Annotated in this window: 25 protein-coding genes and 1 tRNA gene; 10 read left to right on the top strand and 16 right to left on the bottom strand. The window is 64.0% G+C overall.

What is annotated here, in order from left to right; genetic code table 11:
• Positions 1-14: 14 nt before the first annotated feature.
• Complete coding sequence (locus LB565_RS23600; RefSeq protein ID WP_224588326.1) at positions 15-383, top strand: helix-turn-helix domain-containing protein; 369 nt, start codon at positions 15-17, stop codon at positions 381-383.
• A gap of 72 nt (positions 384-455) precedes the next feature.
• Here the strand turns inward: LB565_RS23600 and LB565_RS23595 are convergent, their stop codons facing one another.
• The 4 genes from LB565_RS23595 to LB565_RS23580 all read right to left on the bottom strand — a co-directional run bounded on the left by LB565_RS23595 (position 456) and on the right by LB565_RS23580 (position 3,687).
• Positions 456-701 (bottom strand): hypothetical protein, encoded by a 246-nt coding sequence (locus LB565_RS23595; RefSeq protein ID WP_224588325.1) that lies wholly within the window; start codon positions 699-701, stop codon positions 456-458.
• A gap of 196 nt (positions 702-897) precedes the next feature.
• Positions 898-1,515, bottom strand: coding sequence for a transglutaminase-like cysteine peptidase (locus LB565_RS23590; RefSeq protein ID WP_224588324.1), 618 nt, complete (start codon positions 1,513-1,515; stop codon positions 898-900).
• A gap of 184 nt (positions 1,516-1,699) precedes the next feature.
• The gene (locus LB565_RS23585) at positions 1,700-2,977 is read right to left on the bottom strand and encodes a polyhydroxyalkanoate depolymerase (protein WP_224588323.1); all 1,278 of its coding nucleotides are present in this window, start codon (positions 2,975-2,977) and stop codon (positions 1,700-1,702) included.
• Between the two features lie 347 nt (positions 2,978-3,324).
• The gene (locus LB565_RS23580) at positions 3,325-3,687 is read right to left on the bottom strand and encodes a septal ring lytic transglycosylase RlpA family protein (RefSeq protein WP_224588322.1); all 363 of its coding nucleotides are present in this window, start codon (positions 3,685-3,687) and stop codon (positions 3,325-3,327) included.
• Between the two features lie 308 nt (positions 3,688-3,995).
• On the opposite strand from LB565_RS23580, the gene LB565_RS23575 reads away from it, so the two are divergent.
• Both LB565_RS23575 and LB565_RS23570 read left to right on the top strand, forming a co-directional pair.
• Positions 3,996-4,181 carry a hypothetical protein gene (locus tag LB565_RS23575; protein WP_224588321.1) on the top strand — a complete coding sequence of 62 codons (186 nt, stop codon included), beginning with the start codon at positions 3,996-3,998 and terminating at the stop codon, positions 4,179-4,181.
• 624 nt (positions 4,182-4,805) lie between these two features.
• Positions 4,806-6,146: an FAD/NAD(P)-binding protein gene (locus tag LB565_RS23570; RefSeq protein WP_224588320.1), complete on the top strand. Its 1,341-nt coding sequence runs from the start codon at positions 4,806-4,808 to the stop codon at positions 6,144-6,146.
• A gap of 4 nt (positions 6,147-6,150) precedes the next feature.
• On the opposite strand, the gene LB565_RS23565 is transcribed toward LB565_RS23570, so the two are convergent.
• Positions 6,151-6,921 carry a type 1 glutamine amidotransferase domain-containing protein gene (locus LB565_RS23565; RefSeq protein WP_224588319.1) on the bottom strand — a complete coding sequence of 257 codons (771 nt, stop codon included), beginning with the start codon at positions 6,919-6,921 and terminating at the stop codon, positions 6,151-6,153.
• A 112-nt stretch (positions 6,922-7,033) separates the two neighbouring features.
• Between LB565_RS23565 and LB565_RS23560 the strand changes: the two genes are divergently transcribed.
• Positions 7,034-7,327, top strand: a complete 294-nt coding sequence (locus LB565_RS23560; RefSeq protein WP_224588318.1) for a winged helix-turn-helix transcriptional regulator — start codon at positions 7,034-7,036, stop codon at positions 7,325-7,327.
• A 90-nt stretch (positions 7,328-7,417) separates the two neighbouring features.
• Here the strand turns inward: LB565_RS23560 and LB565_RS23555 are convergent, their stop codons facing one another.
• Positions 7,418-8,065 (bottom strand): cysteine hydrolase, encoded by a 648-nt coding sequence (locus tag LB565_RS23555; RefSeq protein WP_224588317.1) that lies wholly within the window; start codon positions 8,063-8,065, stop codon positions 7,418-7,420.
• A complete protein-coding gene (locus LB565_RS23550) occupies positions 8,062-8,391 on the bottom strand; it encodes a hypothetical protein (RefSeq protein ID WP_224588316.1) in 330 nt (109 codons plus the stop codon). The genes LB565_RS23555 and LB565_RS23550 overlap by 4 nt, the downstream gene beginning before the upstream one ends.
• A 171-nt stretch (positions 8,392-8,562) precedes the next feature.
• On the opposite strand from LB565_RS23550, the gene LB565_RS23545 reads away from it, so the two are divergent.
• The 3 genes from LB565_RS23545 to LB565_RS23535 all read left to right on the top strand — a co-directional run bounded on the left by LB565_RS23545 (position 8,563) and on the right by LB565_RS23535 (position 11,767).
• A complete protein-coding gene (locus LB565_RS23545) occupies positions 8,563-8,961 on the top strand; it encodes a RidA family protein (protein ID WP_224588315.1) in 399 nt (132 codons plus the stop codon).
• A 203-nt stretch (positions 8,962-9,164) separates the two neighbouring features.
• Complete coding sequence (locus tag LB565_RS23540) at positions 9,165-10,601, top strand: pyridoxal-phosphate dependent enzyme (RefSeq protein ID WP_224588312.1); 1,437 nt, start codon at positions 9,165-9,167, stop codon at positions 10,599-10,601.
• Positions 10,598-11,767 carry a trans-sulfuration enzyme family protein gene (locus LB565_RS23535; RefSeq protein ID WP_224588310.1) on the top strand — a complete coding sequence of 390 codons (1,170 nt, stop codon included), beginning with the start codon at positions 10,598-10,600 and terminating at the stop codon, positions 11,765-11,767. Before LB565_RS23540 ends, LB565_RS23535 begins: the two co-directional genes overlap by 4 nt.
• Before the next feature lie 87 nt (positions 11,768-11,854).
• On the opposite strand, the gene LB565_RS23530 is transcribed toward LB565_RS23535, so the two are convergent.
• Complete coding sequence (locus tag LB565_RS23530) at positions 11,855-12,481, bottom strand: L,D-transpeptidase (RefSeq protein ID WP_224588366.1); 627 nt, start codon at positions 12,479-12,481, stop codon at positions 11,855-11,857.
• A gap of 491 nt (positions 12,482-12,972) precedes the next feature.
• Between LB565_RS23530 and LB565_RS23525 the strand changes: the two genes are divergently transcribed.
• Both LB565_RS23525 and LB565_RS23520 read left to right on the top strand, forming a co-directional pair.
• Positions 12,973-14,214, top strand: a complete 1,242-nt coding sequence (locus LB565_RS23525) for a D-amino acid dehydrogenase (protein WP_224588309.1) — start codon at positions 12,973-12,975, stop codon at positions 14,212-14,214.
• A gap of 40 nt (positions 14,215-14,254) precedes the next feature.
• Positions 14,255-15,076 carry an aspartate/glutamate racemase family protein gene (locus LB565_RS23520; RefSeq protein ID WP_224588307.1) on the top strand — a complete coding sequence of 274 codons (822 nt, stop codon included), beginning with the start codon at positions 14,255-14,257 and terminating at the stop codon, positions 15,074-15,076.
• 34 nt (positions 15,077-15,110) lie between these two features.
• On the opposite strand, the gene LB565_RS23515 is transcribed toward LB565_RS23520, so the two are convergent.
• Both LB565_RS23515 and LB565_RS23510 read right to left on the bottom strand, forming a co-directional pair.
• Positions 15,111-15,617, bottom strand: a complete 507-nt coding sequence (locus tag LB565_RS23515; protein ID WP_224588305.1) for a GNAT family N-acetyltransferase — start codon at positions 15,615-15,617, stop codon at positions 15,111-15,113.
• A complete protein-coding gene (locus tag LB565_RS23510; protein WP_224588303.1) occupies positions 15,614-15,907 on the bottom strand; it encodes a DUF1778 domain-containing protein in 294 nt (97 codons plus the stop codon). The genes LB565_RS23515 and LB565_RS23510 overlap by 4 nt, the downstream gene beginning before the upstream one ends.
• A 142-nt stretch (positions 15,908-16,049) precedes the next feature.
• Here LB565_RS23510 and LB565_RS23505 point away from each other — a divergent pair, with 142 nt between their 5' ends.
• Positions 16,050-16,232 carry a hypothetical protein gene (locus LB565_RS23505; protein WP_112128832.1) on the top strand — a complete coding sequence of 61 codons (183 nt, stop codon included), beginning with the start codon at positions 16,050-16,052 and terminating at the stop codon, positions 16,230-16,232.
• A gap of 24 nt (positions 16,233-16,256) precedes the next feature.
• Here the strand turns inward: LB565_RS23505 and LB565_RS23500 are convergent, their stop codons facing one another.
• From LB565_RS23500 to LB565_RS23475, 6 genes are all read right to left on the bottom strand, one after another.
• On the bottom strand, positions 16,257-16,562 hold the full coding sequence (locus LB565_RS23500) for a UBP-type zinc finger domain-containing protein (RefSeq protein ID WP_224588301.1): 306 nt from the start codon (positions 16,560-16,562) through the stop codon (positions 16,257-16,259).
• Positions 16,562-18,235, bottom strand: a complete 1,674-nt coding sequence (locus LB565_RS23495) for an FAD-dependent oxidoreductase (RefSeq protein ID WP_224588291.1) — start codon at positions 18,233-18,235, stop codon at positions 16,562-16,564. The genes LB565_RS23500 and LB565_RS23495 overlap by 1 nt, the downstream gene beginning before the upstream one ends.
• A 221-nt stretch (positions 18,236-18,456) precedes the next feature.
• Positions 18,457-18,541 (bottom strand) — tRNA-Leu (locus LB565_RS23490).
• Between the two features lie 435 nt (positions 18,542-18,976).
• Positions 18,977-19,597, bottom strand: a complete 621-nt coding sequence (locus LB565_RS23485; protein WP_224588289.1) for a 2,3-bisphosphoglycerate-dependent phosphoglycerate mutase — start codon at positions 19,595-19,597, stop codon at positions 18,977-18,979.
• A 36-nt stretch (positions 19,598-19,633) separates the two neighbouring features.
• Positions 19,634-20,455: a 4-hydroxy-tetrahydrodipicolinate reductase gene (dapB, locus tag LB565_RS23480; protein ID WP_224588287.1), complete on the bottom strand. Its 822-nt coding sequence runs from the start codon at positions 20,453-20,455 to the stop codon at positions 19,634-19,636.
• The gene (locus LB565_RS23475; RefSeq protein WP_224588285.1) at positions 20,452-22,323 is read right to left on the bottom strand and encodes an ABC transporter ATP-binding protein; all 1,872 of its coding nucleotides are present in this window, start codon (positions 22,321-22,323) and stop codon (positions 20,452-20,454) included. The genes dapB and LB565_RS23475 overlap by 4 nt, the downstream gene beginning before the upstream one ends.
• Positions 22,324-22,363: the final 40 nt, after the last annotated feature.

Here is a 22,363-nt window from a genome sequence, read left to right as displayed (position 1 = left end):
ATGAGCCAGCCGGTATGACCCCGTTCGGCGAGAAGCTCAGGGCGCTGCGCGCCGAGCGCGGCGTCAGCCAGAAGGCGATGGCCGAAGCCATCGGCGTCAGCGCCGCCTATCTGTCGGCGCTCGAGCACGGCCGCCGCGGCGCGCCGACCTGGACGCTGATCCAGAAGATCATCGGCTATTTCAACATCATCTGGGACGACGCCGAGGATCTCGCCCGCCTCGCGGAAAGCTCGCACCCCAGGGTCAGGATCGACACGTCCGGCCTGTCGCCGGCGGCGACCGAGCTGGCCAATCTGCTGGCCGAGAGCATCGAGAGGCTCGATGAGGCGGAGCTGCGCCGCCTCAGCGCATCGATCCGTGCCGCTCTTGGTCGGCGTCTATAATTCAGGCATCTGGCACCAGCGGATCGCCATTATCCGCTGGCGCTTGGTTCGACTTTGTCTGAAGTCTTGAGATCAGGGTTTGCCGGCGCTGCCGCCATTGGTGCTGCCCCGGCCGCCGTTGCCTTGATGGCCCTGATGATCGCGGCCATTTCCGCCGCCAAGGCAGTTCGCGGAGCTGACGCTGCAGCAGCGGCCGCTCCACAGATCGTTGAGATTGGTCTTGGCACAGCTTTTGGTGGTCTCGTCCGCCAGGGCCGATCCGGTCAGGGCCGACACCGCTATGGCGGCAAGCAAGGTGTTTCGCAGGAAAGCAGTCATTGAAATTCTCCATGGTTGGGTTTGTGTTCCACGGCTTTGTGTCGCCGGCCGGACGCAAAAGGTTCATGGAGAGATGCGGAAAAATGTTTTCGAGGGAGCGAAGCCCTCTCTTCGTCATCTAGGGCCTACGCCGCGTCACTGCGCTCCTTGCTGCGCGCTGGAAAGACGAAACTGAAGTTGGCGCGACCGGCTCTGCCTACTGCACCGAGCCGACAAGCACCGCCTGACCGTCGCGGATCGAAACCCAGCGTCCGGTGTTGTCGATCGCCTGGCGCTTGAGGAAACGATAGCCGGTCGCGTCCCAGGCTTTGACCTTGTCGGTCAGATTGTCGAGAACGTAGTCGCCCTTGTCGGTGCGCACCGTCAGTACCGAATGGCCCTCGCCATCGGGCTTGCGCACGACGGTGATCAAAAGGTCGGCCAGCGACATGCCCATGCGATAGAGCTGGCGCCGCTTTTCCAGCACATAGTCCTCGCAATCGCCATAGCCGTCGTCCGGATAGGCCCAGACTTCGTCCTTGCCATAGTGATCGAGGTCGCTCATCGGCTTGACGGCGGCGTTGACCTTGGCGGTCACGCTGATCAGCCGGCGCCACAGGCTATCCGTCATCCTGGCCGGATCGAGATCGACGGGGCGGATGTTGCATTCGCTCGGATGCGACTTGCAGAAATCATAATGGCCGATCGGCTGCGACGTTAGGCCGCCTGTGGACATCGCGCCCGCCGCCCAGGCCGGCACCGCCCAATGCGCAGAGATCGCCAGTCCTGCGGCTGCACACAAACGCAGTATCCGCGTCATCGCTGAGGAAGTCATTGCCCCCGCCCTGTTTTTTATTAACGAAACGTTAAGGGCGATTTACAGTCCGTGTCAATTAGAGACGACGGCCAGTTTGACGGCATGGTTACCTGGACGATCCCGTAGCGGCACTTTCGCAACAGAGGCATGGGCGCAACACCGCCAGCCGCCGGGCGGCGGCGGAACGAAGGAGTTGCGCCGTTCAGCCTTTTGCGGAACGGACCAGCTTCGGCTTTGTCGCCACCCGGTTCTGGCGGCCATAGCTGGAAATGAAGTCGACGATGCGCGGCACTATCTCCGAGCGGAAGCGCGAGCCGTTGAAGACGCCGTAATGGCCGACAGCCGGCTGCATGTAATGCGCTTTTTTGTCGGCCGGGACGTTCACGCAAAGGTCATGCGCGGCCTGGGTCTGGCCGAGCCCGGAAATGTCGTCGTTCTCGCCCTCGATGGTCAGCAGCGCGACGTTGCGGATCGCCCGCGAATCGACCGGCTCGCCGCGATGCGTCATCTCGCCCTTCGGCAAAGCGTGGCGCACGAACACGGTGTCGACCGTCTGCAGGTAGAATTCCGCCGTCAGGTCCATCACCGCCAGATATTCGTCATAGAAGTCGCGGTGCTTCTCGGCGCTGTCGCCGTCATGCTTCACAAGGTGCATGAAGAAATCCTTGTGGGCGATGATATGGCGATCGAGGTTCATGCTCATGAAGCCGGAAAGCTGCAGGAAACCCGGATAGACCTCGCGGCCGAAACCCGGCACCGGCCACGGCGCCTGCATGATGACATTGTCGCGGAACCAGTCGCTGCCCTTTTCCTCGGCCAGGAGATTGACCGCGGTCGGATTGCGGCGGGTGTCGACCGGACCGCCCATCAGCGTCATGGTCGAGGGCACGAACGGGTCGCCGCGCTTCTCCATCACCGCCACCGCCGCCAGCACCGGAACGGAAGGCTGGCACACGGCCATCACATGCGTGTCGGGGCCGAGCGTGTGGAACATGTCGATGACATAGTCGATATAGTCGTCGAGATCGAAGCTGCCTTGCGAGACCGGCACCATGCGGGCATCGACCCAGTCGGTGATATGGACGTCGGCATGCGGCAGCATCGCCTCGACCGTGCCGCGCAGCAGCGTCGCGTAATGGCCCGACATCGGCGCCACGATCAAAAGCTTCGGGTCGGGCTTGCGGCCGGCGGGCAGCGCGCGCTCGAAACGGATGAGGTTGCAGAAGGGCTTCGACCAGACCGTCTTTTCCGTGACGGCGACGTTTTTCCAGTCGACTATGGTCTTGTCCAGGCCGAATTGCGGCTTGCCGTAGCGGCGGGTGGTGCGCTCGAAGAGCTCGGCGGTCGCAGCCACCGAGCGGCCGAAGGGTGTGTGGGAAATCGGATTGAGCGGGTTGGAGTAGAAGAGCCGCACCGCGTCGGCGTAGAGGCGCGCGGGCTGCAGCGCCGCATGGTTCAGTTCGTAGAGCTGGTAGTACATTGCGAACCCCGCTGCCGTCCGACGACCAAAAGGACGACGAACAGCGCCGAGCCTTGAATGTCTGCCGGCGAGGTTAGCAAGATATTGTTGCGACGCAATACGTCATTTTGTCTGACTAATGCTTCTTTCGTTCAACCTGTTGAAAACCGGGCTCGAGCGGGCGAGCCGGCTCAGTGTGCGGTGCCGAAGTGTGAAGGCTATGTGTCCGGCCCCTCATGCCGGACACGGGCCACGGTCCGCGATCCGCAGGCTCGCCTTGGATCGCGGTGCGACAGCAGAGCGTGGGGCCGAAAAATGGGGAGCGGCTTTCGGACGACGCCATGCTCCATCTTCGATTCAGAGCCGGATCAGACGCGTGCCATGCAGACGGCGGTGTGGCCCGAACCGATGAAACCGAGCTCGCTGGCGGCGCCGCGGGACAGATCGAGCATGCGTCCCCTCACGAACGGACCGCGATCGTTGATGCGCACGACGACGCTGCGGCCGTTGTTCTTGTTGGTGACCCTGAGCTTGGTGCCGAAGGGCAAAGAGCGATGGGCGGCAGTCAGTGCCGAGGGGTTCATGCGTTCCCCTGAGGCGGTTCTGGAATGCAGCGCATACCAGGAAGCGCGGCCGCACTGCGCGGCGGCGGAGGAGGCGGTCGAGGCGCCAGCCATCAGGCCAGCCGCGATCGTTACCGCGACAAGCGCGGTCCGGTTGGTTTTCTTCATGTTGTGGGGGAGGCTCCGTTGATCGAATAGCCCCGCCTAGGTGCCGAATGAGGCGGGAAATGCGGCGGCGTTCTGGCGGTTCCATGGCGGCGGCACACGTTTGGAGTCGCCGCGAAACAGTTTGTCATGATATTTCTGAAGCCGGTGAGGCGTATTCTTGATGAATATCGGACCGGCATCCGGAACGTTCCGGGCAAGATCGGTCTGCAGGATTTGCACTACGGAGGAACCGAACTGTTTCGATTCCTCAGCGTCTTTGTTGCGTCCCCGTTGCTGTTCAGGATCGACTTTTGGAGAGGGTCCAGCCGATGCGATTGATCAGGTTTGTGCTGGCGCTGATTGTGCTGGCCATTGGTGCGCTGTGGTCGCTGCAAGGCCTCGGTCTCGTCAAGGGCAGCTTCATGACCGGGCAGACGCAATGGCTCTATATCGGCCTCGTCACCATGCTGGTCGGATTGGTCGGGCTGCGCTGGGCGAACCGCTCGCGCATATGACCTTGCCGGACAGGGCAGAGACGGCTGGCGAAAAGGCTGCAACCGCTCACTGCAACCGGTACTGCCCGAGTCAGTAGAAGCTCTCGTCGCGCGGCGGCAGCGGTCGCGTTCGGCGGCAAGCAGCACCCTTGCGCGTTGGCTGGGCATCTCTTCGTCATTCTAGGGCGGAGCAAGGAGCGAAGCGACGCGCGCAGACCCTAGAATCATTCCGTGACATAGAAGCGATGCGGCGGTGCAGACCATCCGGTGTCGCGAGGCCTTCGTCTGCACCGGGGTGCCTATCATGATGTAACGGCATGGATTCTAGGGTCTTCGCTCCGCTTTGCGTCGCTCCGCCCTAGAATGACGAAGGAAGATGGTCGCCGCCCTCCCGCGAACACCCCAGCGAACGAAAAATCCGCCTGTCATCTCATTTCGGCAAATCCATGCCGCGAAGGGCAGGCGAATTGGAAGCAGGGTTTCGTGCCTGGGCTGCTTAGTATAGTAATCTTATCAACATTGGGAGTGAGAGAACGATGCGCGACCCTCTGAAGACTGTTCCGGCGATCGTTCGTGGCCTGCGGCCGAGGCCGCCCGCGGCGTTCGCCGCGCACTGATCGCTCCGTCACGTTTCGGCTAGCAGTCATGGTTGGACGCGCCAATTCCATCATCATTGTCGGCGGCGGCGCCAGCGGCGTCGTGCTGGCCGCGCATCTGTTGAAGTCGCCGAATCCGGACCTGCGCGTCACGCTGATCGAGAAGCGGCCGCATTTCGGCCAGGGCATGGCCTATTCGACGCTGCTTTCGGCGCATGTGCTCAACGTCAACGCCTCCGGCATGAGCGCTTACGCCGACGACCCGACCCATTTCGCGCGCTGGGTGCTGGAGCGCGGCCTCGCCAAGCCGGATCAGGGGCCGTTCTATGCGCCGCGCAGCCTTTACGCCCGCTATCTGCAGGACGTGCTCGAGGGCCTCGAGGAGCGCGAGCGCGAGACCGGCCGTCTCAGGCTGATCCGCGAGGAGAGTCTGTCGATCTCGCCGACGCCGTCGGGCGTCGAGGTCGCGCTCGCCAACGGCACCAGCGTCGTGGCGCATCTTGCCGTTTTGGCCACCGGCCATGACGAGCAGCCCGGCGCCTTCCAGGGGCATGCCATCCGCATGGGGACGGAGGCCGATACCGCGCTCGATCCGCAAGCCGCCGTCCTGCTGCTCGGCACGGGCTTGAGCATGGTCGACGCCTTCCTGTCGCTCGAACAACGCGGCCATCGCGGCGCCATCGTCGCCGTGTCGCGGCGCGGCCTGCTGCCGTCGCCGCATCGCAAGGGCAACCCCACCAAGCTCGATATCGCCGATATCCCGCTCGGCACCCAGCTTTCCTATTTCGTCGGCTGGTTCCGCAACCTGATCCGCGAGACCCAGAAAGCCGGCGGTGACTGGCGCGACGTCGTCGACGGTCTCAGACCCTTCAACCAGACGATCTGGCAGAACTGGCCGTCCTCGGCCAAACGCCGCTTCGTCGAGCACACCAAGGCCTGGTGGGACATCCACCGCCACCGCATGGCGCCGGAAGTCTACGCGCGCGTCACCGAAGCGGTCAGCTCAGGCCGCATCCGCCTCGTCGCCGGCAGGGTGGTGGAGATAGAACCGAACGATGGCTTCGTCGTGAAAATCCAGCCGCGCGGCACGCAGGATGTCGAGACCTTGGAGGTCGCCCGCCTCTATGACTGCATGGGCATCGCCCGCGATAGTTCGAGGACGTCGAACGGTGTCGTGCGCTCGCTGATCGAGCGCGGCCTGGCGCGGCCCGACCCGCTGCGCCTCGGCCTCGACGTCACGGCGAAATGCGAGCTGGTCGCGGCCGACGGCACGGTGTCGTCGAAGCTGCTCGCCGTCGGCCCGCTGACGCGCGGCACCTTCTTCGAGATCGACGCCATTCCCGACATTCGCGTGCAATGCGCGAAGCTGGGCAAGCAGCTGCTCGGATAAGGCTCTAGCCGCCCAGCGCCTCACAGACGACGCGCGCGGTTTCGGCGCCGGAAAAATTCTGCTGCCCGGTGACGAGGTTGCCGTCGCGCACGGCAAAGCCGCGCCACAACCCGGCCTGGATATAATTGGCGCCGATCGCCTTGAGCTCGTCCTCGATCCGCCACGGCATCAGATGCTTGCCGCGTTCGAGCGCCCCCATCGCCCAGGTGGCGTTGTCGGCAAAGTCCTCCTCGGCATTGGCAAAGCCGGTCACCGTCTTGCCCGCAGCAAGCAGCGATCCGTCGGCGCGCCTGGCATAGCGCAGGATGGCAGTGCCGTGGCAGAGCGCGGCGGCCACCTTGCCGGCTTCGTGGAAAGCGATGAAGGTCTGCTGGAGACCGGTCGCGCTTTCATAGGTGAACATCGGCGACTGGCCGCCGGCGACGACGATGGCGTCGAAGCGAGCGACATCGATCTCGGCCACCGGCCGTGTGTTGTCGACCAGCGCCTGGAGCTTTGGGTTCGAAATAAAACCGAGCGAGATGAGATCGGTCTCCGAATAGCCCGACGGATCGCGCGGATCGCTCAGCGCATCGGCTTCACATTTGCCGCCGTCGGGCGAAAAGATCTCGACCTCGTAGCCGCGCTCGGTGAAAGCGAGCCAGGGATGGGTGAGTTCGCTCCACCAGAAGCCGACCGGCCACCCCGTTATGGTCGAGACGGCCGGATTGGCGATCACGATCGCCACCCGCTTGGGCTTTCGCGCATTGACCGCATTGGCATCCCGCACACTCATTTTGCTCTCCGTTTCATGAAGTCGTCGCCGACAAAGCCGGGCACGGCAATCTGGCCACATGGCGGGGTAAATTCCGCTTTCGCCGCGCCCGGCCCTTGCCTAGGATCGGCGCATGGCACAACGCGGTAGACTCTATGGCTGCCCGGTCGAGTTCGCGCTCGACGCGCTCGGCGGCAAATGGAAGACGGTGATCATCGCGCGGATCAAGCAAGGACCGCTGCGCTATTCCGAACTGCGCAGGCTGATTCCTTCGCTTTCCGACAAGATGCTGACGCAGCGCCTGGCCGATCTTGTCGAGATCGGCTTCGTCGCGCTCGCGGCGCTGCAGGCGCTCTATGATTGGGGGATCCTGCATGGCCGCGCCGAGGGCGTGCGTTTCCGCACCGACATCGAAGCCGCGGCCTAAAGCAATTCCAGGAAAAGTGCGTAGCGGTTGGGCTCGGCGGTTTCGTCGTAGCCTCCCATCCGTACGTAAAACAAAGCCTCTGGCCTGAGATCAAGCGGCATCGGCAAGCGCGCCGCAAAAGCCCGCGACATCGGTGACGACGGCTTCGCCAAGAAAGCGCAGCGTCGCCATCGAGCGGTCGCGCGCTTCGCTATTGCCGAAGCCGCAGGCGTCCTCGATCACCACGGCGACGAAACCGTTGTCGGTCGCCTGGCGCGCGGTCGGCTCGATGCCGATTTCCATGGCGATGCCGGCGAGCGCCACCGCACGGATGCCGCAGTCACGCAGCGCAAAGCCGAGCGAGGTGGAATCGAAGGCCGACATGGTCAGCTTGTCGAACACCGCCTCGTCCGCGCGCGGGGCGAGTTCCGGCACGATCCGCGTCGCTTCGGCGTTGCGCGGGAACCATGGCTGGACCGCGTCGGGGCTGTCGCGCCGCTGCCAGGCCATGGCGGTGCGCAGCTGCGTGGCGCCCATCCATTTTTTCGGCAGAGACAAATGGCGCGTGAATGCCACCCGCATGCCGGCCGAGCGCGCCGCTTCCAATGCCGTGCCGGCGCGTTCGACGATCGCCGCAGCGCCTTCGATCTGGCGGCAGATGCCGACCTGCATGTCGTAGACGATCAGCGCCATGCGGCGCGGATCGCACCATTCGGCCAGGCGCTGCGGAATCTCGATGCCTTCGCCAGAGCGGATCATGCCGCCGTCCGATCCCAGGGTTTGGCGATGTCGACTGTCGGATCGAACAGGAATTCCAGCGGCAGCGGCGCGTCGAAAGCGATGAAATGCCATTCCAGCAGTCCGGCCTTGGAGAGCGGGAAATCATCGGTATAGCGCATGGCCTGCTCGACGCTATCGAGCTCGAAGACGATGATGACGCCGCCGACATCGGCGCGCGCATAGTTCTCGCGCACGATGCCTTGCTTCCACAGCCGCCACACATTCGAGACCTCGTCGCGCAGATAGGGCCTGAGATCGTCGAGCGTGACGCCGGCCTTGAAATTGTCATAAGCAAGAATCTTCATCGGCCGCTCCTTGGCACGCGCTATCCGCCCCCACGCTTTGTTCGGCTAGCATGATGGAATCGGCATCGGCAACGAACGATATGGTGCGTTGAACAGGCCCTCGAGCTGGTCCTCTGTGCCGCTTGATTTGAGGCGAAGGCGGCCGGTCCTTGCCGGCATGGAGGAACGAGAGTGACCATCGAAAGGTTGAACCCGCGAGGCATGCACAGCAACCCCGCCTATTCGCAAGGCGTGTCGGTGCCTGCTTCCGCGCGCATCGTGCTGGTCGGAGGGCAGAACGGCGTCGATGCCGAAGGCAACATCGTCGGCAAGGGCGATCTCGCGGCGCAGACGACGCAGGCGCTGGCCAATCTGGCCAAAGTGCTGGAAGCTGGCGGAGCGACGCTGGAGAATCTCGTCAGCCTGTCGGTCTATATCGTTGGCGACCAGGATATCGCTCCAGGCTTTGGCGCCTGGATGGCGTTCTGGGCCAACCGTGCTCCGCCGCCCATCATCAAGGTGCTGCGTGTTGTGGGCTTCGGCAATCCGGACTTCCTGATCGAGATCGAGGGCCAGGCGGCGGTTGCGTAGTCTCCCGCTTGAGGAGACAGACGACGCGTCCCTGAAATTCCATTCCTCCACTCGCCGCCGGATTGGCACGATCTATCTTCTTTCCTGATGAAAAGGGCTGGAAAAGACGGGGCGCGCGATCCGCGAAACCGGAATGGATACCCGCGGCCTCCTGCGCGAGATTGCCGACATCCGCCTCGAACTGCTTCGATGGAGCACTCAAGATGAGCGAGCAGACAAAAGCGGCGCCGAAGGGCGCGCACATCAGCCTGTCGAGACTTCGCCCGCCTTACGCTTCGGTGCTCGACCTGATCGGCCAGACGCCGATCGTCGAGCTGACCAAATTCGACACCGGCAAATGCCGCCTGTTCATCAAGCTCGAAAGCCAGAATCCGGGCGGCTCGATCAAGGACCGCATCGCGCTGTCGATGATTGCCGCCGCCGAGAAGGCGGGCAAGTTGAAGCGCGGCGGCGCCATCGTCGAGGCCACCGCCGGCAACACGGGCCTCGGCCTTGCCCAGGTCGGCATCCCGAAAGGCTACCGCATCATCCTGGTCATGCCCGACAAGATGTCGCGCGAGAAAATCCAGCATCTGCGCGCGCTCGGCGCCGAGGTGCGCATGACCCGCTCCGATGTCGGCAAGGGCCATCCCGAATATTATCAGGACATGGCCGAGAAGATCGCCGCCGAGCTGCCCGGCGCCTTCTATGCCAACCAGTTCGCCAACCCGGCCAACCCGCTGGCGCATGAGACGACGACCGGCCCGGAGATCTTTTCGCAGCTCGAAGGCGATGTCGACGCTGCGGTGGTCGGTGTCGGCTCCGGCGGCACGCTCACTGGCCTCGGCCGCTTTTTCGCGAAACATTCGCCCAAGACCGAGATGGTGCTGGCCGATCCGGTCGGCTCGGTGCTGGCGCCGCTGATCAAGACCGGCAAGATGGTGGAGGCCGGCAGCTGGACCGTCGAAGGCATCGGCGAGGATTTCGTGCCGCCCAATGCCGATCTCTCGCTGGTGAAAAAGGCCTATTCGATTCCCGACAAGCAGAGCATGCTGGCGGTGCGCGATCTGTTGTCCAGGGAAGGCATCCTGGCCGGCTCGTCCTCGGGCACGCTGCTGTCGGCGGCACTTCGCTATTGCCGCGAGCAGACGGTGCCGAAGCGCGTCGTCACCTTCGTCTGTGACAGCGGCAACAAATATCTTTCGAAAGTCTTCGACGATATCTGGCTGGCCGAGCAGGGCCTTGCCGACCAGGAACAGCATGGCGATCTGCGCGACCTCGTCATGCGCTCGCCGCGCACCGGCGACATCGTGACCGTCGGCCCGGAGGAAAGCCTGCTCAACGCCTATGGCCGCATGCGCCGTTCCGACGTGTCGCAACTGCCGGTGCTGGACGAGGGCAGGCTGGTCGGCATCATCGACGAAAGCGACATCCTGGCCAAGGTCGACGGCCCCTATGACGGCCGCTGGGACCGTTTCAACGCGCCGGTGCGCACGGCCATGACATCGAACCTGCACACGCTGCAGGCCAATCAGACGCTCGACGCGCTGCTGCCTGTCTTCGACCGCAACGAGGTCGCCATCGTCTTCGACGGCGACGAGTTCATCGGCCTGATAACCCGTATCGACCTGATCAACCATCTGAGGCGCCGCGCAAAATGACTTCGAACGGCAAGAACCGCCTGGCCTTTTCTACCCGCACCATCCATGGCGGCCAGAGCCACGATCCGCTGACCGGCGCGGTGATGGTGCCGATCTATGCCACCTCCACCTATGGCCAGCAGTCGCCTGGCGTGCACAAGGGTTTTGAATATGCCCGCAGCCAGAACCCAACGCGTTTTGCCTTCGAGCGCGCGGTCGCCGATCTCGAAAGCGGCAGCAAGGCTTTCGCCTTCGCTTCCGGCCTGGCGGCGATCGGCACGGTGCTCGAGCTCCTCGATTCCGGCGCCCACATCGTCGCCACCGACGACATCTATGGCGGCTCGTTCCGCCTGATGGAGCGGGTGCGCAAGCGCTCCGCCGGGCTGCAGGTGAGCTTTGCCGATTTCACCGACCTTGCCGCGGTCGAAGCCGCGATCCGCCCGGAAACGAAGCTGCTCTGGGTCGAGACGCCGACCAACCCGCTGCTGCGCATCGTCGATCTCGAAGCGGTCGCCGCGCTTGCCAGGCGCAAGGGGCTGCTCACCGTCGCCGACAACACCTTTTGCAGCCCCTATATCCAGCGCCCGCTGGAGCTCGGCATCGACATCGTCGTGCATTCGACGACGAAATATCTCAACGGCCATTCCGACATGGTCGGCGGCGTGGCCGTCGTCGGCGACAACAAGGATCTCGCGGACCGGCTGAAATTCCTGCAGAACGCCATCGGCGCCATCTCCGGCCCGTTCGACAGCTTTCTCGCGCTGCGCGGCATCAAGACCCTGGCGCTCAGGATGGAGCGTCACTCGGCCAACGGCTTGAAAATAGCGCAATGGTTAGAGACGCGAAAAGATGTCCGCCGGGTCATCTATCCCGGTCTTGCCAGCCATCCGCAGCATTCCATCGCCGTCCAGCAGATGCATGCCTTCGGCGGCATGATCTCGGTCGACCTCGACCGCGACCTGGCCGGCACGAAACGCTTCCTCGAACGCACGCAGCTTTTCACGCTGGCCGAAAGCCTAGGCGGCGTCGAAAGCCTGATCGAGCATCCGGCGCTGATGACGCACGGCTCGATCCCCGCCGAAAAGCGCGGCGCCATCGGCATTTCCGATTCGCTGGTACGGCTCTCGGCCGGCATCGAGGACGGTGATGATCTGATCGCGGATCTGGAGCAGGCGCTGGGGGGTTGAGAAGCGCACAAATGAGACGCACAGTCCCCACCTTCGCCTCCCCTCTCTCGAGGTCACGAGAGTGTGGCTGACTTGTCGATCACTACACTAGGTGACGATCACCTTGGCGCCGATTTCGGCACGGTTGTAGAGATCGATGATGTCCTGGTTCATGAGACGGATGCAGCCTGCTGAAACGGCCCTCCCGATCGTCCACCATTCAGGTGTGCCGTGCAGGCGATAGCCGGTGTCGCCGCCTTTGTTGAAGAGATAAAGTGCTCGCGCGCCGAGAGGGTTCTTGAGTCCGCCCTCCAAATGAGCCGGTATGATGCGGCCGTTCTCCCTCCTCTCGCGCACGATCATCTGTGGCGGCGCATGCCAGTCCGGCCACTCGCGTTTCATTGCGACATGTGCGGTTCCGTGCCACTCAAAACCGGCCTTGCCGACGCCGATGCCGTATCGAACGGCTTTGCCGTCCCCCAGAACATAGTAGAGAAACTTCGCTCCGGTATCGACGAAGATGGTGCCGGGCTGCTCGGCGGTCGAATAGGGCACGATCTGGCGAAGATATTTGCGGTCGACCTTGTAGGTCGGAACCGGAGGGATACGGTAACTGGCATCGGTGATGCCGCTGTAATCGAAAGGTGAGGCCTGGAAGGCACTTCCGGTAGTGCAGCCGGATAGTGCTGCAGCTGCCGCAAGCCCCGCTCCGATCAGGATCGACTTCGCCCGCATGACAGAAAACCGGCAGCCCGTTAAACTGAAACCGGTAACCCATAAATTATAGCAGATGCTGCCCTTTCGGGCCATCCCTTGTGGATTTTGGCAAAGGAAGCAGGGAAGCCGACCCGGTCGCGGTCCTTACAGAACCCGGAGTAATGCCAAGTGATAACGAACATCATCGACCGGCGTACTAGACCGTACCGTTGGCGCAAAGTGAATGCTGTTGCGGAGGCTACTTCCAATGATCACAACGTCCCCGACAGTGACGAAATGGATTATCAAGCCGATGATCTCGTTTACGACGAATTGTTGGGCTGTGCCCTCTCGGACGCGATTGTTTGGGGTCAACGATTTGAGTGTGCCGTCACTCTCTACCTTTATGATCAAGGGGATGGCCCAGAGCGCTCAGTCTCGTTGCCTGTCGCATGAATTTCAAACTGGCCCACTACCTGGATTTTGGATGACATCCCTAAAGTGTACCCACTCGTGATTTTGGAGGCGCCATGCGCGTGATCGTGTTGGGCGGCGGCGTGGTCGGCGTCACCACCGCTTACCAGCTGCAGAAGGACGGGCACGAGGTCGTCATCGTCGAGCGCCAGCCGCAGGTTGCCGCCGAGACCAGCTGGGGCAATGCCGGCATGATCGCGCCGGGGCATTCCTTCGTCTGGTCGTCGCCCAGGGCGCCGATGATCCTCTTGAAATCGCTGGTGATGAAGGACCAGGCGCTGCGCTTCAGGCTTTCGGCCGATCCCCGGCTCTACAGCTGGTCCTGGCTGTTCCTGATGGAATGCACGGCCGGGAAGGCCAGGCGCAACACGCTGCTCAAGCATCGGCTGGCCGTCTATTCGCAATCCGTCCTGCACGAGGTCGTCGCCGACGAGCGGATCGAATACGACTGCAACGATCGCGGCATCCTCTATTTCTACCGCAGCCAGCAGGCGCTCGACAAAGGCGTCGAGCACATGAAGCTGCTCGAATCCGACGGCCAGCTGATCAAGGTGCTCGACCGCGACGGCATCGTCGCGCTCGACCCGTCGCTGGCTTCGGCCAAGGAAAAGATCGCCGGCGGCATCCATTGCCCGACCGACGAGACCGGAGATCCGGCGAAGTTCACCCGCGCGCTGGCCGCAAAAGTGGTCGAGCGCGGCGGCGAGATCCGCACCGGCACAACCATCACCGGCATCGAGACATCCGGCGACGGCGTCGCCCGGGTGCTGACCGACAAGGGAAGCGTCAAGGGCGATGCCTATGTGCTGGCGCTCGGCTCCTACAGCCCGCTGATCGCGAAGACGGTCGGCATCAGCCTGCCGATCTATCCGATCAAGGGCTATTCGCTGACCATTCCGATCGGCAACCAGCCGCGGCCGCCGACCATCGCCGCGATCGACGAGCACAATCTGGTCGCCGTCTCGCGCTTCGGCGACCGGCTGCGCGTCACCGCTACCGCCGAATTCGCCGGCTACGACACCAGCCACAAGCCGGCCGATTTCGCCTTCATGAAGGGCGTGGCCGAGGAGCTCTATCCCGAAGGCGCCGATTACGACCGTGCCGAGATGTGGGCGGGCTTGCGGCCCATGACGCCCAACAATCTGCCCGAATTCGGACAGCGCCGCCTCAGCAACCTCTACCTCAACACCGGGCACGGCCATATCGGCTGGACCATGTCGCATGGCTCGGCCCGCATCACCGCCGACCTGATTGCCGGCCGCAAGCCGGCGATTTCGATGGATGGACTTCTGAATTGAGAGCATGCTCCCGAAGGGATCGACCAGGAAAGGGAATGCCATGTCTGTCAGCGCGGCCGCTACCCGCCCTCAATCGTCAGGGCCTGTCGACCCCAAGCCTGTCGACTTGGGCGTGCTGCCTTCCGAGATTGATGGGGGCCTCGCCTCGCGCGCGGCGATTGGGCTCGCGATCCTCGCCACCGACCAGACGCTGGAGCACGAGTTCCGCGCCCTGATCCGCATTCCGGGCGTCGCCTTCTACGAGGCGCGCCTGTTCAACGACAACGACATCACGCCCGACACTTTGCGCGCCATCGGCCCGCGCATCGCACCCACCGTCGACCTGATCCTGCCCAGCATCCCGCTCGACGTCGTCGGCTTCGGCTGCACCTCGGCCACCATGACGCTCGGCGAGGAAGCCGTCTTTGCCGAGATCAGGAAGGCGCGGCCGGGCGTCGCCTGCACCACCCCGGTCACCGGCGCCTTGGCCGCCTTCAAGGCGCTCGGCGTCAAGGGCATCGGCCTGCTGACGCCTTATGCGCCGGAGATCAACCAGGGCCTTGTCCGCTACTTCACCGGCCGCGGCCTCGACATATCAGCCGTCGCCACTTTCGACCGGCGCGACGACCGCGAGGCGGCCCGCATCTCGCTGGATTCGATCGAGGCGGCCGCCGAGCGCATGGCCGAAGTGCCTGGCGTCGACGCGATCTTCATCTCCTGCACCAGCCTGCGTGTGGCGGAAGCGGTCGCCGAGCTGGAGCGGCGCATCGGCATTCCGGTCACCTCCTCCAACCACGCCATGGCCTGGCACTGCCTGCGCCTTGCCGGCATCGACGACATCGTGCCGGCGGGTGGGAGGCTGTTCGCCTTGAAAGCCGTGTGAGCGGCGCTGCTCACCGGCTGGCGGGTTGATATCGTTAAATATTCGGTTCGGTAATCGCCTGACGCAAATCGGCCAGCGAAACCATCAGTGTCATCGGGTTGAGAGGCGAGGGACTGAATCCCAACTTCGCATAGAAGGTTTGCGCTTCTTCAGAGATCGCGTGGACCAAGATACCGCGAATGCCAAGCGACTGCGCCGCGTTCATCACCCGGCGAGAAGCATCTTGCACCAGCGCACGCCCGAGGCCACTGCGCTGGTAGGAGACATCAATTGCGAGCCGAGCAAGAATGGCAACCGGAATTGGATCTGGCATGTTGCGGCGGAAACGGCCCGGCGCCTGGCTCGCAATGACACTGCCGGAGGCGAGCGCGTAATAGGCAACGATCGTTTTATTCAAGCCGACGACGAAAGTCCTCGTCGCGCCGCTCTCCTGATTGGCCAACGCCCGACGCTTCAGCCAATCGTCGAGAACCGGAACGCCGGATGAGAACGAGGATAGATCGTGGCTGCGGTCCAGCGGCACCGGGGGCTGGAGCGTCACTTGCTCTTCCAGGGAAGAGGTGCGTTCATCAGCTTGGTGAGCCGCTCGTTGGGTTTGGCTGGCGCATCAAGCAAGGCTAGAAATTCCGCATAAGCCTCCGGCGAGACTTTGATGAGCGTCTGGTCAAGCAACGTATCCTCGGCCATGCGCCGGGCGGCATCGAGTATGAAATCCGTTCGCGTCTTGCCAAGTACGCGCGCGGCCTCGTCGATCAGGCCGCGCTCTTCGGTCTTGATGCGGATATTCAGCGTGCTTCTCTTGGAAGCCTCATCGGGAGATTCGTGTTTCATGGCCTGAGAATAGCAGACTGTAATGACGGTGTCATTACCCGATCGTGTACGCGGGGGTTGGGTATCCGCGTTAACCGAATCGGAAGGAGATGTTTAACGCTTCGTCTCTATGCCCCTCCCCGGGAGGCACAACAGAGCGAACATGATGAACGACAGCCCTGAAAAGCGAAATGAATGGCGTGCCATCTTTTACGTGCAGGCGCGCGTCGCCATCCTGTTTGTGCCGGTTGTGCTCAGCCTCCTCCTCATTGGCATTTTCGCCGGCAATGAGCGCAAATCCGTGCCCGATGCCGTCGATCCGACCGTGACGAGCTCGGTGCGCTAAGCCGGAACTACCGGTCGGATTACCTCAGACAAACTTCGGAATCGGCCCGTTCTGCGGCGTCGTATCGCCTTCGAGGTCGATGAACACTTCGTCGACGAAGCACCAGGCCCAGCCTTCGGGCGGGTCGTAGCCCTCGATGATCGGATGCTGCGTGGCATGAAAATGCTTTGTCGCGTGGCGGTTGGGCGAGTCGTCGCAGCAGCCGACATGGCCGCAGGTCCTGCAGAGCCTGAGATGCACCCACCAGGAGCCGCCCTTCAGGCATTCCTCGCAGCCCAGCGCGCTCGGCGTGACCTTTTTGATGTCCTTGGTGTGCCTGCATTCGTCCATCACGGTCTCCTCGCGGGTTCAGCTTTTTGCGCCAGATAGGCATGCAATGCCGCGACCACCTGCGCGCCCTCGCCGACGGCGGCCGCGACACGCTTGGTCGAGCCGCAGCGCACGTCGCCGATGGCGAACACGCCGCTTCGGCTGGTCTCCATCGGCCCGTGCCCCGGTGTCGTGTCGGGCCCGGTGCGCACAAAGCCCTTGGCATCCAGCGCCACGTTGCAATTCGCCAGCCAGTCGGTGTTCGGATCGGCGCCGATGAACAGGAAGAGGTGGCGGATGGCGCGCGTCGTCTCCTCGCCGGTCGTCCGGTTGCGCCAGCGCAGCGCTTCGAGGTTGCCGTCATGGCCCTCCAGCGCCGCCACCTCGGTCTCCGTCAGCACTTCGATGTTGGGCTGCGCCGCGATGCGCTCGACCAGATAGCGCGACATGGTGGCGTCGAGGCTGTCGCGGCGTGCCAGCAGCGTCACCTTGCGCACCTGGCTCGCCAGATAGACGGCCGCCTGTCCAGCCGAATTGCCGGCGCCGACCAGCGCCACCTCCTGGTCTTGGCAAAGCCGCGCCTCGATCGGCGAGGCCCAGTAATGCACCGAGGTCCCCTCGAATTGCGCGAGGTTCGCAATATCGAGGCGGCGGTAGCGCGCGCCGCTGGCGATCACCACCGCGCGTGAGCGCACGCTCTCGCCGTCGCCGATGGCAAGCTGGTAGCGGGCGCCATCGCCGGCGTCGTCCAGCAGCTTCGCCTCGTCGGGAATGACCATCTCGACGCCGAATTTCTGCGCCTGGTTGTAGGCGCGCGCCATCAGCGCCATGCCGGTGATGCCGGTCGGGAAGCCGAGATAATTTTCGATGCGCGCCGAGGCGCCCGCCTGTCCGCCGAAGGCGCGGCAATCGAGCACGATGGTCGAAAGCCCTTCGGAAGCGGCATAGACCGCCGCGGCCAGCCCGGCCGGCCCGGCGCCGACGATCGCCACGTCATAGACCTTGCTGGCATCGATCGGCCGCAGCAGGCCGACGCAGCGGGCAAGCTCGTTCTCGCCCGGATTGTGCATCAGCTTGCCGTTCGGGCAGAGCACAATCGGCAGATGGTGCGGGTCGACATGGAAACGCTCGATCAACGTTTTCGCGCAGGGGTCGGTATCGGAATCGAGAGCGCGATGAGGAAGTCCGCTGCGCCGTAAAAAACCCTGCAGCCGCAGTACGTCGCCATTGCCGGGCGGCCCGATCACGACCGGGCCGCTGGCGCCGCTTTCGAGCAGGCCGACCCGGCGCAGGATCAGCGCCCGCATGACGCGTTCGCCGAGATTGGCCTCCTGTACCATCAGGTCGCGCAGCCGCTGCGAGGGAATGACGATCGCCTCGACCGGCCCGTTCGCCTCGGCATTGACCAGCGACGGCCGGTTCGACAACTGCGCCAGCTCACCGACGAAATTACCGGCGCCGTAGGTGATGATCGGCTCGCGCGAGCCAAGCCCGCCGGCCTGGGTGATGTCGACCTTGCCCGACAGGATGAGGATCACGCCTGGCGAAACCGTGCCGGCCGTCACGATGTGATCGCCGGCGGCGTAGGCGCGCGCCTCGCCGAAGCGGCGCATGCGTTCGATGTCCGCGTCGGTCAGGACGGGAAACATCTGGTCGCGGCGGGCGGCGATGGTCGGGCTGACGGAAGGGGCCATGGGCGGACCGTAGCGTCAGGAGCGGCTGGTTTGAAGCGGTTTGTTCGGGGGACTGGCCGAAAGGGGAGGTTGGGCCACAGCCTACAGCTCAGAGGCCACGGGCCAATCGCGAATGTCGTAAATCTCGGAAGCGCTATCCCGTTGGCAGTCGGGATGAATAGCGACCCTTCGCTCTTGGAGCTCCGGGATGGCCTGCCATCCGAAGCTCCAAGAGCGAAGGATGGTGCCCAGAAGAGGACTCGAACCTCCACTCCTTGCGGAACACGGACCTGAACCGTGCGCGTCTACCAATTCCGCCATCTGGGCTGGTGGGCGCTCATGTAAGCGGGCAAACGATATGTGTCAACGCGGTTTTTTCGTCGGCGCCGGCTCTCCTTCTTCCCGGCGTCGCGCTGCCCCTCATTGCCCTGCCGGGCATTTCTCCTCGTGAACGGGCTACGGCATGCACGCATCATCTGTGACCAGCGTGACCGATCGGGCCTCCGCTTGATTGCCACGTGGGCCCCCCAATCCGTCGCTGCTTCGCAGCGCCACCTTTCCCCCCTCCGGAGGGAAAGGAAGGGAGCGTTGCTGGACGGGCGTTGACGGCAAAAAGCTTGGCGCCTTTCCTTTCCCCCGTCGATCGGAGGTGGCTCGGCGAAGCCGAGACGGAGTGGGGGTCGACCAGCGCTACATAAGACAATGCATGCGCCAAGCTGCCATGCACGCCATCGCCAAAGGCCAGCCGCTTGGAAAGGAAGCTCACCCCTCCAGCACGTCCTTCTTCGCCACGGTGGAATCGGCGTTGAGCTTGTAGATCACCGGCACGCCGGTGCCGAGCTCGAGCTTGACGATCTCCTCGCCGCTCTTGCCGTCCAGCGCCATGATCAAAGCGCGCAGCGAATTGCCGTGCGCGGCGACCAGCACCGTCTCGCCGCGCAGCACATGCGGCTGCACCTCGTGCAGGTAATAGGGCCACACGCGCGCGCCGGTGTCCTTCAGGCTTTCGCCGCCGGGCGGCGCGATGTCGTAGGAGCGGCGCCAGATATGCACCTGCTCCTCACCCCACTTCTTGCGCGCGTCATCTTTGTTGAGGCCGGAGAGGTCGCCATAGTCGCGCTCGTTGAGCGCCTGGTCGCGGATCGTCTTGAGCTCGCTCTGGCCGACGATGTCGAGAATGTGCTGGCAGGTCTTCTGCGCCCGCTTCAAGGCAGACGTGTAGGCGATGTCGAATTTCAGGCCGCGCGTCTTGAGCTTCTCGCCGGCCGCGAGCGCCTCGGCGGTGCCTTGGTCCGTCAGGTCGACGTCGCGCCAGCCGGTGAACAGGTTCTTCAGGTTCCATTCGCTCTGGCCGTGGCGCACGAGCACGAGAGTTCCCGACATGTTTGCTCCTTCGAGATTTTGCGGAAGAGAGACGCCTCAGCTCAAGCCGAGCACGTCCCGCATGGAATAAAGCCCGGGTTTTTTGCCGCGTGCCCAAAGCGCGGCCTTGACGGCGCCGCGGGCGAAGATGGCCCGGTCCTCGGCGTGATGGGACAGCGTGATGCGCTCGCCGGTGCCGGCAAGGATCACGCTGTGGTCGCCGACGACGGAGCCGCCGCGCAGCGTCGCGAAGCCGATCGAGCCTGTCTTGCGCACGCCGGTATGGCCGTCGCGCACCCGCACGCTGTTGTCGGCAAGATCGATGCCGCGCCCCTTCGCCGCCGCCTCGCCGAGCAGCAGCGCAGTGCCGGACGGCGCGTCGACCTTGTGCCGGTGATGCATCTCCAGGATCTCGATGTCGAAATCTTCCGGATCGAGCGCCTTCGCGGCCTGCTCGACCAGCACCGCCAAAAGGTTGACGCCGAGGCTCATATTGCCGGATTTTACGACCGTCGCATGGCGCGCGGCGGCGGCGATCTTCGCATTGTCCTCGGCCGAGCAGCCGGTGGTGCCGATGACATGGACGATACGCGCTTGCGCGGCATAGCCGGCGAATTCGACACTTGCCGCGGGCGCGGTGAAATCGAGCACGCCATCGGCCTTGGCGAAGGCCGGCAGCGGGTTGTCGACGATCGGCACGTTGATGATGCCGATGCCGGCAAGCTCACCTGCATCCTTGCCGAGATGGGCCGAGTCCGGCCGCTCGATCGCGGCGGCGACGCGCGCGCCGGGCATGGAGTGGATGGCGCGGATCAGCGTCTGGCCCATGCGGCCGGCGGCGCCAACCACCACCAGGCCCATATCGCCGGCTTCACTCATGCGCTTCTCCTGACGGTTTTCTTGGCGCGGCTGCGCGGTGCGGGAGTTTGGGCCGAAGTCTGGCTTGCCTTGACGTCGTCGACAAGCCCTAGCCCCTTCTTGCCCTGGATCCGGTGGAAGCGGGCATAGATGCTGTGCGGGTCGGCCATCAGCGAGGCATGCGTGCCTTCCTCGACCAGCCGACCCTCTTCCAGCACGATGATGTGGTCGGCATTGACCACCGTCGAAAGCCGATGCGCGATCACGATCGTCGTGCGCCCGTCCATCACATGGGTCAGCGCTTCCTGGACGCGCGCCTCAGCCTCGTTGTCGAGCGCCGAGGTGGCCTCGTCGAGCAAAAGGATCGGCGCGTGGCGCACGATGGCGCGCGCGATCGACACGCGCTGCCGCTGGCCGCCGGAAAGCGTCGAGCCGCCTTCGCCGACCGGCGTGTCGTAGCCTTGCGGCTGCTGGCGGATGAACTCGTCGGCGGCCGCCTGTTTCGCCGCCTGCTCGATCTCGGCGTCGGTGGCCGACAGCCGGCCGTAGCGGATGTTGTCGCGGATCGTGCCTTCGAAGAGATAAGGCGCCTGCGCCACATAGGCGATCGATTGGCGCAGCGAATGCTTCGTAACCTTCGATATATCCTGGCCGTCGACCTCGATCGAGCCCCTGTCGACGTCGTAGAAGCGCTGCAGCAGCGCCACGATCGTCGACTTGCCGGCGCCCGAGGCGCCGACGATGGCTGTGACCTTGCCGGCCGCGGCGGTAAAGCTCAGATCCCGCAACACCGGCATGTCGGCGCTGTAGCCGAATGTCACATTGTTGAAGCGCACCTCGCCGGTGGTGACCTTTGCTTCGACGGCGTCGGGCGCATCGCTCTGCTTCGGCTCAAGATCGAGCAGCTCGTAGATCATGCGCGCATTGACCAGCGCGCGTTCCATGCCGACCTGCGTGCGCGCCAGGCGTCTTGCCGGGTCGTAGGCCATGATCAGCGCGGTGATGAAGGAGAACACCGCGCCCGGCGGTTGTCCAAGCACCAGCGCCCGATATCCGGAATAGGCCAGCACGGCGGTGATGGCGAGGCCGCCCAGAATCTCGGAAATCGGCGACAGCCGCTCCGCGACGCGGGCGATCTTGTTGTTACGCTGCTCGGCGGCGTCGGCCATGGTGCCGATGCGGCGCGCCAGCTCGTCCTCCAGGGTGAAGGCCTTGACGATGGCGATGCCTTGGGTTGCCTCCTGCACCGACCCGTTCAGCCGCGAGTTGATCAGCACGGATTCCCGGTTGATCCGCCGCAGCCGGCGGGTGATGTAGACGACTGCCCAGATCAGCGGCGGCCCGATCAGCAACGAGCTGAGCGACAACACCGGATCCTGGTAGATCATCACGCCGACAAGGGCGACGAGCGAGACCGCGTCGCGGCTGATGGAGGTCAGCGTCAGCGACAGCAGGTCGCGAATGCCGCCGACATTCTCGTTGACCTGCGCCGCCAGCCGGCCGGAACGCGTCTCGTTGAAGAAGTTGACGCCGAGCTTCATCAGATGGTCGAAGCTGCGCTTCTGGTAGCGGGCGACCAGATTGTTGCCGATCCTGGCCAGCGCCACGGCCTGGCCGTAGCCGGCGAAGCCGCGCAGCAGGGAGGCGCCCATGAAACCGGCGCAGATCCAGAAGATCATGTCGCTGCGCCGTTCGTAGAAGATCTGGTTGATCATCGGGGCCATGATCCACGCCGTGAAGGCGGTGGTGCCGGAAACAATCAGCAGGCAGGCGACGGCAACGACATAGGTCCAGCGGTATTCCTTGCCGTTTTCAGCCAGGATGCGGCGCAGCACCGCGCTCACCTCGGCGGGCTGGACTTTCAGTTTGAGGGGAGTTTGAACAGTCAAATCAGGGGCGCTTCGTGGTTTTCCGCGTGTCGGATGGGCC

Source organism: Mesorhizobium sp. CA14, from assembly GCF_020165195.1.
GTDB lineage: Bacteria > Pseudomonadota > Alphaproteobacteria > Rhizobiales > Rhizobiaceae > Mesorhizobium.
This window is presented reverse-complemented; position numbering and strand designations above follow the sequence as displayed.